This window comes from Pedobacter sp. (assembly GCF_039594775.1).
Taxonomy (GTDB): domain Bacteria; phylum Bacteroidota; class Bacteroidia; order Sphingobacteriales; family Sphingobacteriaceae; genus Pedobacter.
In genome coordinates this window covers 1,404,486-1,418,589 of sequence record NZ_JBCNMT010000001.1, presented here as the reverse complement: position 1 = coordinate 1,418,589, position 14,104 = coordinate 1,404,486, and the positions used below count along the sequence as shown (strand labels likewise).

Annotated in this window: 11 protein-coding genes; all 11 read left to right on the top strand. The window is 33.4% G+C overall.

Annotated elements, in window-relative coordinates:
* Positions 1–27 precede the first annotated feature (27 nt).
* Positions 28–852 carry a glycosyltransferase family 2 protein gene (locus tag ABDV71_RS06020; RefSeq protein WP_343531513.1) on the top strand — a complete coding sequence of 275 codons (825 nt, stop codon included), beginning with the start codon at positions 28–30 and terminating at the stop codon, positions 850–852.
* A complete protein-coding gene (locus ABDV71_RS06015) occupies positions 849–1,802 on the top strand; it encodes a glycosyltransferase family 2 protein (RefSeq protein WP_343531512.1) in 954 nt (317 codons plus the stop codon). The genes ABDV71_RS06020 and ABDV71_RS06015 overlap by 4 nt, the downstream gene beginning before the upstream one ends.
* On the top strand, positions 1,793–3,022 hold the full coding sequence (locus ABDV71_RS06010; protein WP_343531511.1) for a glycosyltransferase: 1,230 nt from the start codon (positions 1,793–1,795) through the stop codon (positions 3,020–3,022). Before ABDV71_RS06015 ends, ABDV71_RS06010 begins: the two co-directional genes overlap by 10 nt.
* 4 nt (positions 3,023–3,026) lie before the next feature.
* Entirely contained in the window at positions 3,027–4,238 is a 1,212-nt protein-coding gene (locus tag ABDV71_RS06005; RefSeq protein ID WP_343531509.1) for a hypothetical protein, read from the top strand.
* The gene (locus ABDV71_RS06000; protein WP_343531507.1) at positions 4,225–5,511 is read left to right on the top strand and encodes a hypothetical protein; all 1,287 of its coding nucleotides are present in this window, start codon (positions 4,225–4,227) and stop codon (positions 5,509–5,511) included. Before ABDV71_RS06005 ends, ABDV71_RS06000 begins: the two co-directional genes overlap by 14 nt.
* A 44-nt stretch (positions 5,512–5,555) precedes the next feature.
* A complete protein-coding gene (locus ABDV71_RS05995) occupies positions 5,556–6,704 on the top strand; it encodes a glycosyltransferase family 4 protein (RefSeq protein ID WP_343531506.1) in 1,149 nt (382 codons plus the stop codon).
* Positions 6,682–7,752 carry an acyltransferase gene (locus tag ABDV71_RS05990; protein ID WP_343531505.1) on the top strand — a complete coding sequence of 357 codons (1,071 nt, stop codon included), beginning with the start codon at positions 6,682–6,684 and terminating at the stop codon, positions 7,750–7,752. The genes ABDV71_RS05995 and ABDV71_RS05990 overlap by 23 nt, the downstream gene beginning before the upstream one ends.
* Positions 7,745–9,124 carry a hypothetical protein gene (locus ABDV71_RS05985; protein ID WP_343531504.1) on the top strand — a complete coding sequence of 460 codons (1,380 nt, stop codon included), beginning with the start codon at positions 7,745–7,747 and terminating at the stop codon, positions 9,122–9,124. Before ABDV71_RS05990 ends, ABDV71_RS05985 begins: the two co-directional genes overlap by 8 nt.
* A gap of 11 nt (positions 9,125–9,135) precedes the next feature.
* Positions 9,136–10,155, top strand: a complete 1,020-nt coding sequence (locus ABDV71_RS05980; RefSeq protein ID WP_343531503.1) for an acyltransferase — start codon at positions 9,136–9,138, stop codon at positions 10,153–10,155.
* Between the two features lie 80 nt (positions 10,156–10,235).
* Positions 10,236–11,945 carry a M3 family oligoendopeptidase gene (locus ABDV71_RS05975; RefSeq protein WP_343531502.1) on the top strand — a complete coding sequence of 570 codons (1,710 nt, stop codon included), beginning with the start codon at positions 10,236–10,238 and terminating at the stop codon, positions 11,943–11,945.
* Positions 11,946–12,146: 201 nt separating this feature from the next.
* Entirely contained in the window at positions 12,147–14,102 is a 1,956-nt protein-coding gene (locus ABDV71_RS05970; RefSeq protein ID WP_343531500.1) for an amino acid permease, read from the top strand.
* The last annotated feature ends 2 nt before the right edge of the window (positions 14,103–14,104 follow it).

Below are 14,104 nucleotides of genomic sequence, written 5' to 3'. Positions count from 1 at the left end.
CGTATATCTATTTATAATATATAATTCATGCCTAAATTATCTATAGTTACTATTAATTATAACAACTTTAGTGGACTTGAAAAAACATTTAATAGCATTTTCGCTCAAACTTATAAAAATTTTGAGTACATCGTTATTGACGGAGGGTCTACTGATGGGAGCAAAGATTTAATAGAACGATATTCGGAAAAAATTACGTATTGGGTAAGCGAAACCGATAATGGCATATATAATGCTATCAATAAAGGTATTGAAGCAAGTAATGGTGAATATTTATTTTTTTTGAACAGTGGTGATTTCTTATTCTCTGACGATACATTATTAGAATTTAATAAAAATGCTAATGAAGATATTCTTTATGGCGATATAAAAAAATTAAAGTCTAAATATCAGCTTGATGACGAAATTAAAAAGCTTCCATATGATTTGAGCTTTAATTTCTTTTATAAAGACACACTACCTCACCAATCTTGTTTCATAAAAAAAAACCTATTTACTAAATATGGGCTATATGATGAGCAATTAAAAATAACTGCTGATTGGGCTTTTTTGATATTGGCAATTTGTAAATATCAGTGTTCGTATAAACATCTAGAGAAGACGATTTCGTGCTACGATACGACAGGAATAAGCTCACAACCTGAATTATTTATTGAACATACAAAAGAAAGGCTCATCATTTTAGAAAGACACTTCAAGTTGTTCCTGAACGATTACAAAAGCTATAACGAAATGTCTCATATCGCCCAATTCAAATCTTACAAAAACTTAAAATTTATAATCGAAAATAGTAATGTGGGACATAAACTCTTAAATTACTTCTCAAGTATGGTTAAATTTCTTCTATCGTGATTTCCGTTTCTTTAATCATTACGCACTTTAACCAACTTAGTTATCTTAAAGAACTATTAAAATACGTCGCAGAACACAATGCATTTTCTTGTAAAGAAGTTATCGTAATAGATGACCATTCATTAGAAGATGCCCAGGTTTCGGAAATTCAAAAAGTCTATCCTAATTACATATTTATTAGGAATGAGAAAAATCTTGGTCCATCTTATAGTAGAAATCTTGGGGTTAGGCTATCTAATTGCAAATATTTACAGTTCTTAGATGCTGATGATTGGATTACATCCGACAAAATTAAATTGCAATACAAATATGCAGAAGAAAATGGCTCTCCTTCATTTATATGTTCAGATTGGGCTAGATCTTACTACAACAGCACATTTGAATATCCCATTATAGTGTCTGAACACATCCCTATTTTAAACAAGCCAAAAATTCTTTCAATAATGGCTCATTTTATACCACTAATGGCAGGGTTAATTAAAAAAGAATCATTTAGTTCTGTCGAAGGTTTTGATGAACAAATGAGATGGATAGAAGATGTTAACCTATTGATTAGAATATGTAATATAGATGATAATATAATTTATAAAAGTTTTCAAAAAAATCTTTTTTTCTATAGAGTGGGAAATACAAGTTCTCTATCAAATTCGAATAAGTTAGAGTTTAACAAAGCTGTCTTAAAAAATTATAAATTATGTTTCGAATTGTTATCTAAAACTTATACGAAAAAGGAATTAGATGCTTATAGACTTAAGACTTTTGAAGTTTTATGGCACATTTATTTGAATGCATCAGCCTTTAATTACAATAATCAGCTTTTAAATGACGTAATAGAATTAATAAAAATAACTCCTTTTAGCTTGGAATACTTAAGACATGGAAAAAAATTTATTCTAGCAAAAATAATTGGATATAAAACTGCGTCTTTATTAATCAGAAAATGGAATTAAACTCTGAAAAGAAATTAATAGTGATAGCTACTGACTATTTCTTTCCAAATAGCAGGGGGGGGACAGAAAAATATATCCATCTTTTGGCAAAATACCTTGTCTTACATTATAATATAAGAATTCTATCAATTCATAAAACATTAAAATACGAATATTTCGATGGTTTAAGAATAGATTATATTTTACCAAACACAGACAACCACAAAAAGACCATAAAAGGCTTACAAGCCCCAAATAATCTAAAAGCTTTCGAAGAATATGTTAGTAAACAGAATCCAGATATAATACACTTTCATACGCTCACCTCAAATTTCAATATATATCATCTCAAATCCTCAAATTCAAAAAATTGTAAAGTTTATTTTACGTCTCATATTCCAGGACACATTTGTTTAAGAGGAGATTTCTTGCAAAACGGAAACACTCCTTGTAATGGAAAAATAAGTTCAATTAAATGTGCTAGTTGTATATGTTTCTCTAGCAAAGGATCATTGATAAAAAAAATCACCAAATATCTCTATTACTGTTTAACTCCCAATTCACCTGTTAAGCTGAAATTAAAACAATTGATAGATATTGAGAGGTACACCGATAAAATGATTTCTGTGTCTCAATGGCAAAAGGATTTTTTTATCAAAAATGGAATAAAAAGCTCACATATAGAGATATGTAGGCAAGCTTCAAACAAGATTTCTATAAATAAATCGGAATCTAACAACATTCGGTTAGGATTTATAGGTAGAATCGATCCCTTAAAAGGTTTACATCTTCTTCTGGAAGCTGTTGACATTTTAAGAAATCCGAATATAATGCTGTCAATTGCGGCAATTACTCCAGCTGTAGAACATGAGCAATATTACGCATCATTGAGAAGCCTATCAGAAAACATTCTTGAATGTAAATGGTACTTTAATTTAGAGGCACAAAAGTTAAATATTTTTTTTTCAGACATTGATTATCTTGTAGTTCCTTCAATCTGTTTTGAAACTGGTCCCTTTGTAATTTATGAAGCCCTCGCAGCTGGAGTACCTGTAATAACCACAAACATGGGTGGACAAAGCGAGCTAATAGAAGATGGCATAAACGGTTATTTATTTAACACTCTGCAGGAACTAATAAAAATCTTATCCCATTTGGATAAAAATAAGTTGACTACGAGCAATTTATTTCACAGAAAAGAAAATATGATTGGCATGGAAATGCAAAAAATATATCGCTAAAACCTTGACTGAAATCCTAATCTGTTCTACAACACATTTGTCTAACAACCCTAGACTAGTAAAAGAATTGAATACGCTTTCGAAAATATCCACTTATAAAGTCGAAGTAGTTTTCTTTCAGTTTGACGACGAAAAAACAAAATACGATGTTGACATCATCGCCAGACTTTCAAATATAATTTTTAGCCCAATCGACTGGTCTCGGAAAAATCCTGCAAGGTTATTTTATACAGTTATTTCAAAACTACTCATCATTATACACCGACATCTACGTTTCTCATTTTTCCCACAACAGCAAATATTTCCTGGATATTTAAAATTGTATAAAACCTTAAAGAAAACTAAAGCAGACATTTACCATGGCCACAACTTAGGCGTATTGGCAGCTATAATCGCTATTGCAAAAAATAAAGGTAAAAAATGTATGTTTGATGCTGAAGACTTTCATAGAGGGGAAACGGCTATTACAGACTTAAAAAATAAAATCACTATTTTCCTTGAAAATAAATATATTCCTCAGCTTGACATCTTAATTAGCGCAAGCCCTTTAATTACTCAGGAATATACAAAACTCTATCCTGCTCTAAGGCATATCAATATCAATAACGTATTTCAAGTCAATAGAAATGAAAAAAAAATAGAATTTGAAAGTAGTAGTTTAAAATGTGTATGGTTCTCTCAAGTAGTTGGATTGGACAGGGGTTTACAAGACATCATATCTGGTATAAGCAAAGTAACTTATGGAAAGATAAAGTTGGATATTATTGGTAATTATGATGAATACACAAAACAGAATTTACTTTTATTAAATCAAAATCCGTTACATAATATTCAGTTTTTCAAGCCATTGTCTCCTTCTAATCTAGATGAAATTCTAATTAACTACGACGTAGGTATAGCATCAGAAACTTCGCCAAATTACAATAGAACAATTTGTTTAACAAACAAGATATTTCAGTATGTGAGCTCTGGTCTAGCTATTTTAGCTTCTGACACTTTAGCACAAAAAAAATTCATGGATGAAAATCGTAATATTGGCGCAATCTATCAAATTGGAAACATCCACGAAATTACTGAAATATTAAACCTATGGATAAGAAATAGGGACTTATTGGAAGAAATTAAAAAAACTTCCCAAAGGCTTTCGGCGGAACAACTTAACTGGGCTTTGGAAAGGACAAAGTTTTTGAATGCTATAGAATATGCCCTTAGATAAAAAAAAAATAATTATAATAACTCCCCACTTCCCTCCTTCTAATCTAGCAGCGGTTCACAGAACAAGGTTATTCGCACAACATCTACCGAAATTTGGTTGGGAGCCTATTTTAGTTACGGTACATGAGAAATATTACGAAGAAGAGTTAGATTATAATTTAGTAAAGCTTCTACCAAAAGATTTAAGAATAATAAAGACAAATGCGATTCCAACTAAACCCCTGCGTTTAATCGGAGATATAGGTATACGAGGATTTTATCATATCTATAAATCAGTTTTAAATTTAATAAAAACAGAAAAAATTGATTTCATTTATATTCCAATTCCATCTCATTTTAGCGCTCTACTAGGACGCCTTATCCATGCAAAAACTGGTACAAAATACGGAATAGACTATATAGATCCTTGGGTACACCAATGGCCCGGTACAGAAAAAAAATTTTCTAAACATTGGTGGAGTATGAAATTGGGCGAATGGTTAGAGCCAATAGCTGTTAAAAAAGCTTCGCTGATTACTGGAGTAGCCGAAGGGTATTATAAAGATGTATTAGAAAGAAATCCACATTTAAAAAATAGCTGCCTACGGGCTGCAATGCCCTATGGAGGAGAAAAGCAAGATATAACTACACTTAAACAGTTAAATCTTCAATCCTATCTTTTTGAAAAAAAGCCAGGCATCTTAGATTTCGTCTACGGTGGCGCGATGTTACCTAAAGCTTTTGAACCATTAGAAATGGTCATGAAATGTATTTCGGAAAATAAACCTCTTTTTAAGAATATCAAGATACATTTTATAGGTTCTGGTAAATCTCCAAATGACACCAATGGCTATAATATTAAATATATGGCTATGAAATATGGATTATGGCAATCTGTCTTCTTTGAATATCCAAAACGTATTCCATATTTAGATGTACTAACACATTTGAATGCTGCAGATGGCTCTTTTATACTTGGTAGTACAGAACCTCACTATACCCCATCAAAAGTTTATCAAGCAGTATTATCGGAAAAACCAGTATTTGCCATATTACATCAAGAAAGTTCAGCTTGTGAAATTATCAAGAAAAGTAGGGTGGGAATTGTACTGGAATTTAATGGGAGGGAAAACTTAAATGTTATTGCTAATAATTTTGTCTCTGAATGGGAAACATATATTGACTTTTTGAGTAAATATAATATAGAAAATGTAGACAGTGCTATTTTTGATCAATATTCTGCCGTTGAGGTTACGAAAACTTTAGCGACCGGTTTAGATAAACTGAATCATTAAATATATCAATGCCGGGAAAAGATTTAAAAAATTGAGAAGTTAAAGTGAAAAAATTAGCGATAATCATTACCCATCCAATTCAATATTATGTACCTGTTTTTCAGTTATTAGCTAAAAAGTGTAGTCTAAAAGTATTTTATACTTGGGGTGATGATGTGCTTAAAGAAAAATTTGATCCAGGTTTTGAAAAAGTAATTAAGTGGGACCTACCTTTATTAGAAGGTTATGATTACCAGTTTCTAGAAAATACCGCCAAAGACAAGGGTTCTCATCATGGCAAAGGCATTATCAATCCAGATATTACGATAGCAATAGAAGATTTCTCCCCAAATGCAATTTTGATTTATGGTTATATCTATCATAGTCACTTTAAGGCTATGAGGTATTTCAAAGGGAAAATACCAATTTGGTTTAGGGGAGATTCAACATTACTAAATGAAAAATTAAATTTCAAGAGCTTGGTGAAATGGCTTTATCTAAAATGGATATACAGCCATGTCGATAAGGCTTTTTACGTTGGAACTAACAATAAATTATATTTTAAAAGATATGGACTGCATGAGCATCGATTAATTTTTGCTCCTCATGCTGTAGACAACGCTAGGTTTGGCAGAATAAATGAATCTGAAGTAGATACATTTATGCAAAAGTTGGGAATTAAAAAAGAGAGTGATATAGTCTTGTTATATGCAGGTAAGTTTGAGACTGTAAAAAATTTAGTCGTTTTAGTTAAAGCACTCCTAACTATGAATAACTTAAATTTAAAATTACTATTAGTCGGAAATGGCCCAGAGGAACAAGAACTAAAAAAACTGGCTAACAATGAACAAAAGATCTTATTTATAGATTTTCAAAACCAAAGTTTTTTACCTTCAATTTATCATACAAGTGATATATTTTGCCTGCCTTCAAATAGTGAAACTTGGGGCTTAGCCATTAACGAAGCCATGGCTGCAGGAAAGGCTATTATAGCTTCGGATAAAGTTGGTTGTGCTATTGATTTAGTTAAACCTGGTAAAAATGGATTTATCTTCAAATCTAATTCCGTTAAAGCATTAACTAATGCCTTGCAAACGTTAATTTCAGACAATAAATTCGCTAGTTATGGTCAAATGTCATCACAAATTATAAATCAATGGACTTTCGATAAACAAGTCGAGGCTATTTTAGATGAGCTTGCAAAAACGAATTAAATTGATTGATAGCTTGCGAGGCTTGGCAGCATTGATTGTGGTTGAGCATCATATAGTTTCATTAGATTCTGAAAAATTAAAGTCATTTACTGCTCCTACTTTATTTGAAATCTTAAACTGGCTATCAAATAAAAATGTGGAAGCGGTTTTATTTTTCTTTATCGTATCAGGGTTTAGCATAGGTTTAAGTCTAGCCAAAAATCCAATTACTGATAAAAACAGTGTAAACGAATATCTGTATAGAAGAGCCAAAAGGATTTTGCCAATTTATTGGCTGGCCATATCCATTGCCTTAATCAGTTTATTTCTTTTCCCAGCCATCTATAATGCTTCATTTTCTTTCTATAACTTACTTGGGAATTTGATTTTTCTACAAACTCCAAATATAGCAGGCGCTTGGTTTATACCTTATGGAAATAATGGGCCATTATGGTCCTTATCTTACGAATTTTACTTCTATTTATTAGCGATTCCAGTATTGATTTTCAAAAGAAAGTTCAGCATCTCTCCATCAAAATTAACACTTGTCTTTTTTATGGTATCCTTAATCATGATTGGTTTTAGTCATAAATTTCCAAATCCCTTTACTTCGTTTTTGACATTATTCCCAATTTGGTTGATAGGATATGAGCTTTCTCATATGTATATTCATAAAAAGGCAAATAAGCATTACTTGATTATACTCGCATCAGTCTTTATTATATCAACCTTTATTAATCGAGTTTACTTAATGTCTTCTACCCTTAAAGTGTTGAATCTTGGCATTTTAATTAGCCTAGTTAGCTGTTTTGGGTACGCACTGTATCATGTGAAACCATTGCAAAGTTATTTAGCCATAATGATCAATATTTTTAACAAAATATTTTATAAAATCGGACTGGCTAGTTTCTCGATTTATATTTTTCATTATTTAGTGTTACGCTCATTAAATCAACATCACTTGTTCATCCAAATTGCGGCGCTTTCATTTTTGATTATTTGCTGCTATTATTTCGAAACTTGGATAGTAAAAAAAAGATTTACTTTTTTAAAAAGAAAATATGTATAATCAACTATCTAGCGTCTTAAAAGTTAACCCGTACCTCAAAAAAGTAATATTTTTATTTATAGTGATTAGTTTATTTCTACCAAATACGTTAATCACCATATACGCTCTAATTGCTTTAGCATTAATTGTACATTTTACCTGGCCTAAAGGGCATTTGCCTATTTTAATGGTTTGTTTGTTATTCCAATGGGTTCAGGCCTCTACTAAAATTTTTCAAGCAACCTTTGAAAACGTATCGATTAACACTTACACCAATTCCCCCTTTGGGGAAGGCGCAGTGTTTTTATCTATTACAGGAGTACTAACTGTAGCCTTAGGTTTTTATCTAATTATTAAAAATAAAGTAAAGAACCAAACAATTTTTGATAAGTATTCTTATAAAGAGCAAAATGCTTTTAAACTTTTTCTACAATTATTCTTGATTAGTAACGCGGCTGATTTTATTACTTATTTAGTTCCTGCCTTTTCTCAAATTACCTTATCTCTCTCACATTTACAATGGGTTGGATATGCCTTATTATTTTTAGTTTGCCTAAAAAACAACAAGGGTTATAAATATCTCGTTATTGCTTTTGCGTTAGAAATAAGTACCAACCTATTTGGCTATTTTTCAAACTTTAGAGAAGTTTTACTTTTTACTGCCATTTTATATTTACCATTTATAAAAAAACCAACATTTGTTTCAATAACCACCCATATTATCATAATATATGCTGCTTACTTGTTTTTTATTGCATGGACTGGAATTAAGAGTGATTTCAGGAAAGTTTTAGATAATGAATCCAATATTTCATATACTAATCGAGTGACAACTTTCTACGACCTTTACAATAACTTTGAGGGGTTTGAAGAAGCTGAAGAACAAGGACTAGATAGACTCGCCTATACAGATATGTTGATGTATTGTATGGAAACTATTCCCTTTCATAAACCACATGAGAACGGAAAATTATGGCTTGGTTCAGTACAACATGTTTTAATGCCCAGGTTCCTATTTCCTAATAAAAGAACGTTAAATGATTCGGAAAAAGCCAACGCTTATACTGGACGAGAATGGGCTGGTGCTGAGCAAGGTACCTCTATCAGCATCGGCTATATCGCAGAAAGCTATGTAGATTTTGGTTATTTTATAATGTTTCTTCCCTTATTATTGCTTGGCCTGTTACTCGGCTTTCTTTATAATATAGTAAATAAACTTAGAGTGGATAGCTGCGTTGCTTTTGCAATTATTGCACCTATTTTATTCTTTACAAAATTTAGTCTATTAGAAACTAGTGGAGATAAGTTGCTTGGTGCATTAATCATGAACTTTCTCATAATTTACATTTTCGGCAAGTTATATGCAAAAAAAATACAATCATATATCTCTTAATACTAACTCTGATGTCATCTAAAAAACGGTTAGAAAATCTCGATCTCATCAGGGCCTTAGCCATTATATTAGTAATTTACTACCACGTTACCCAAATGCTTATTGGAAACCTATTTTCCAATAGAACATTATTCTATTTTGGCCACCACGGCGTAACTATTTTCTTTATATTAAGTGGTTTTTTAATTGGCGGGATATATTATAAACAAGAGCAGATTAAACCTTCCAAATTTTGGCTGTCTAGATTCCTGCGTACCTATCCCCCATATTTAATAATGCTGTTGGCTTCATGGCTTTCTGTTTACATCACAAGGAATGAACATTTTGATTTCGGCTTTTTGCTCCTTATACAAAATTTTTATAAAGAAATACCTTATTTTCTAATTTCATGGTCATTAGCAGTAGAAGAACACTTTTATCTGCTTTTTGCCCTACTAATTTTAGGCATAAGCAATAGAAAAATACAATTTTATTTCTGGATTTTACTAGGCATCTCTCCCACTATATTTCGTATTCTATTTTATAGTGAAGGAGGTGAATTTGGCTTCTACAAAACTGCTTCATTTTTACATATAGATGCATTGTCAATCGGCGTAATACTCGCTTATCTCGTTCATGAAAAAAAATTAACTATTAAAGTTAAGACTTGGCATTTGTGCATTTCCTTCGTAACAATGATTACCATATTCTATATTATTAGTAAGCATGAAAATATTTATACTTGGAGTCTAGGCCACACCTTAGCAAACATTTCTATTGGCTGCTGGCTGCTTTTTTCTTATCATTATACCACAATCAAACTAGCTAAATCAGCGTTTATTAAGCAAACTGCAATAATGGCATACTCGCTGTATTTGGTACATCCATTAGTTATTCATTTTTCTATGGCGGTTTTCAAGAAATTTTCAGTCACATCTATCAGTCTACAGTATTCTGCAACTTTAGTATTAATATATATGGTTGCTTATCCATTTTATTATTTAGTGGAAAAGAGAAGTATCCAAATCAGGGATAGACTTCTCAAAACTTAACAACCACGAACTATATTTGACAATTTCTACATAAAACATTTACCTCCTATTTACGTTCAAAACATACAACATTTCATACCATGAACACGATCATCAAAAAGCAAAGAACATATATCCCACAAAACCTTGAAATTAAATGGGAAAACCTATCCCCTATTTTTGAGGAATTACAAAATAGAAATATTGCTACCGTTGTTGAATTAGAACAATGGCTTCGTGATAAAAGTGAACTTGAAGCAGCTTTAGAAGAAGATTTCGCTTGGCGTTACATCAAAATGAGCTGCGACACCGCGAACGAACAACTGGTAAAAGATTTCCAATATTTCGCTACTGACATTGAACCCAGAATAGCCCCTATTGCGAATGAACTTAACAAGAAGTTAGTAGAAAGTCCATTCGTTGACGAACTAGATCAACAAAAATACTTTGTTTACCTACGTGGTGTACGTAAAGCTTTAGAATTATTCAGAGAAGAGAATATTCCTCTATTTACCGAATTACAGGTAAAACAACAACAATATCAAGGAATAACCGGAGCCATGAGTGTGACCATTAACGACCAGGAATACACCTTAGAGCAAGCAAGCAATTTCTTGAAAGACACCGATAGGAACGTTCGTCAAAATGCTTGGGAAACCATTCAACAAAGAAGATTGGTAGATAAAGACCAATTGAATATTCTATTCGATGAATTGGTAAAATTACGCCATCAAGTAGCACTTAATGCTGGTTTCGAAAACTATCGCGACTATATGTTCCAAGCCCTTGGCCGTTTTGACTATACACCCAAAGACTGCTATGATTTTGCAGAAGCCATTGAAAAAGAAATTGTTCCCATTTTGAGAGAGCAAGCCGAAAAACGTAAAGAAGCATTAAACTTGGAAGACTTACGCCCTTGGGATTTGGATGTAAGTACTACTGGAAAACCAGCATTAAAACCTTTCAAAAACGGCAATGAACTAATTGATAAATCTATTGCCTGCTTTAACCAAATCAATCCTTCCTTAGGCGAAAAATTGGCTATTATGAAAGCAAACCAATTGTTTGATGTAGAAAGCCGTATGGGTAAAGCCCCGGGAGGATACAACTACCCTTTGGCTGAAACAGGCGCACCCTTCATTTTCATGAATTCGGCCAACTCCTTCCGCGATTTAACCACCATGGTACACGAGGGAGGTCATGCTATCCATACCTTTTTAACGGCCAATTTGGAACTGAACGACTTTAAGCACTGTCCTTCGGAAGTTGCCGAATTAGCATCCATGAGTATGGAATTGATTTCCATGGATCAGTGGTCTGTTTATTTTAATCAAGAAGAAGATTTAATCAGAGCAAAAAAGGAGCAACTGGCTGATGTACTGAAAACTTTGCCGTGGGTAGCAGTAATTGATCAGTTCCAACACTGGATCTATACCAATCCAGAGCACAACGCTGCCGATCGCGAAGAAGCTTTTAAACAGATTTACAATAGATTTGGTGCCGGCTTTGCAAATTGGGAAGGTTACGAGAAACAATTTGGAAATGTATGGCAAAAACAATTGCATTTGTTCGAAGTGCCTTTCTACTATATTGAGTATGCTATTGCGCAATTGGGAGCCATAGCCGTTTGGAAAAACTATAAAGAAAATCCTCAACAGGGCTTGCGGCAGTATTTAGATGCTTTAGCACTTGGTTATACCAAACCCATGAATGAGATTTATGAAACCGCGGGCATCAAATTCGATTTTAGTGCAGCTTACATCAATGAACTGGCAGCTTTTGTAAAAATTGAGTTAGAAAAACTAGGATAAATAGTATCTCCAACAACCAATTTATCTAGTGTGGTTTATATAGAATGCTATTTTTATATAACCTTAGAGGGCAATAGACAAAAATCGACAAAGACTTCTGCAATTGAAAAATTGTAATTTAAATTCTTCGTTTCATTCAGAATGACAAAGAATTCTATTTATTTTTTTAAGTTTGAAGCATCACCAACCAAACAATAGCGCATGCTAAAAAACCTGTTCAGAAAAAAATCTGTTAGTAAAATATTGGCCGATGCCGCAAAGGGCTATGGCGATCACGAGGCTTCCTTACATAAAACATTAGGTGTACGAGATCTCACCGCATTCGGAATTGCCGCCATCATAGGCGCCGGTATTTTCAGCACCATTGGTAAAGCAAGTGCCGACGGCGGCCCTGCAGTAATCTTTTTATTCATTTTTACTGCCGTTGCCTGTAGTTTTGCAGCCTTTGCTTATGCAGAATTTGCGTCAATGGTACCCGTTTCTGGCAGTGCTTACACTTACTCATACGTGGCCTTTGGCGAGCTGGTTGCATGGGTGATTGGCTGGTCGCTCATTATGGAATATGCCATTGGTAATATTACGGTAGCCATTTCCTGGTCCGATTATTTCACAGGGCTGCTCTCCTCCATTAAAATACCCGCTCTTGGCATCAATGGCATTCATGTACCTGATTGGGCAAGCATGGATTATCTTACAGCCTTTAATGGCCATAAACATGCCGAAGCACTATTAAATGCAGGAAAAAGCATGGCCAATATAGATGAAGCTACTCGCGTTGCCGCCAATGCTTGGAATACCGCTCCTCAGATCGGGGGCTTCCATTTAGTGGCCGACATTCCAGCGTTAGCTATTATTATTTTCATTACCTGGTTGGTATATAGAGGGATGAAGGAGTCTAGAAACGCCAGCAATGCCATGGTAATTGTTAAGCTAGCAGTAATTTTATTAGTATTGGCGGTTGGTATTTTTTATGTAGATACAGAGAACTGGAATCCTTTTGCTCCTAATGGAATTTCAGGGGTACTTAAAGGGGTATCAGCCGTATTTTTTGCCTACATCGGATTTGATGCTATTTCGACAACAGCAGAAGAATGTAAGAATCCACAACGAGATTTACCTCGAGGAATGATGTGGGCCATCGTGATTTGTACCATACTGTATATTGCCATTGCATTGGTCCTTACCGGAATTGTAAAATACAACACCTTGGCAGTTGGCGACCCTTTGGCCTACGTTTTTGACCAAATAGATTTAAAACTCATGAGTGGTATTATCGCTGTAAGTGCGGTATTTGCGATGGCATCTGTACTATTGGTTTTCCAGATGGGACAACCTCGGATTTGGATGAGCATGAGCCGTGATGGATTATTACCAAAATCATTCTCTAAGATTCACCCAAAATATAAAACACCTTCATTTTCTACCATAGTAGTTGGTTTTGTAGTAGCCATTCCTTCGTTATTTATGAATCTTACTACGGTAACAGATTTATGTTCTATTGGTACTCTATTTGCTTTTGTACTGGTATGTGCCGGTGTGTTGGTACTTCAAAACAGGCCCGATGTGCAACGAGGCAAATTCAAGATACCTTACGTTAATGCTAAGTTTGTAATTCCTGTACTTTTTGCTGGAGCCATTATTCTGTCTTTTACAGAATTTAAAAAGGAAACGATGAGTTTTATTTCCAATACTCCAAAAGTGGTAAATCCAGTTACCTTCGTTACTTCATTAAATGGCGAAGAGCTCGCGACCATAAAACAAGAAATCAGCACCAGTCCGGTAGTATTACAGGGCAAGCAAATAGATGCAGAGGCCTATTTGAGCAATCTCAATGCCGAGCAGTATGAAAGCTTCTTAACTAAATCATCCGTAGATTACCATAAAAAATATGAAAGTGGGTGGCATTTATTCAAGCATAAAATCCCAATGTGGATTTTCTTCATTATTTGCTTAATCATTACCTATTTATCTATCAGTAAAAATTTATCTCTTATTCCTGTATTGGGTTTAATTTCTTGTTTGTACATGATGTGTGAACTAGAATTAAGTAATTGGATTGGCTTTGGAATCTGGTTGGTGGTGGGCTTAGTTATTTATTTCTTTTATGGCTACAAGAACAGTAAACTTGCTCAAGAGCAGAATAACTCGTTAGCTTAGGA

Coding starts and splice junctions, on each gene's coding strand:
- ABDV71_RS06000 (WP_343531507.1), top strand. CDS start 4,225: ATGCCCTTAGATAAAAAAAAAATAATTATAATAACTCCCCACTTCCCT.
- ABDV71_RS05975 (WP_343531502.1), top strand. CDS start 10,236: ATGAACACGATCATCAAAAAGCAAAGAACATATATCCCACAAAACCTT.
- ABDV71_RS06020 (WP_343531513.1), top strand. CDS start 28: ATGCCTAAATTATCTATAGTTACTATTAATTATAACAACTTTAGTGGA.
- ABDV71_RS05990 (WP_343531505.1), top strand. CDS start 6,682: ATGAGCTTGCAAAAACGAATTAAATTGATTGATAGCTTGCGAGGCTTG.
- ABDV71_RS06010 (WP_343531511.1), top strand. CDS start 1,793: ATGGAATTAAACTCTGAAAAGAAATTAATAGTGATAGCTACTGACTAT.
- ABDV71_RS05980 (WP_343531503.1), top strand. CDS start 9,136: ATGTCATCTAAAAAACGGTTAGAAAATCTCGATCTCATCAGGGCCTTA.
- ABDV71_RS05970 (WP_343531500.1), top strand. CDS start 12,147: ATGCTAAAAAACCTGTTCAGAAAAAAATCTGTTAGTAAAATATTGGCC.
- ABDV71_RS05985 (WP_343531504.1), top strand. CDS start 7,745: ATGTATAATCAACTATCTAGCGTCTTAAAAGTTAACCCGTACCTCAAA.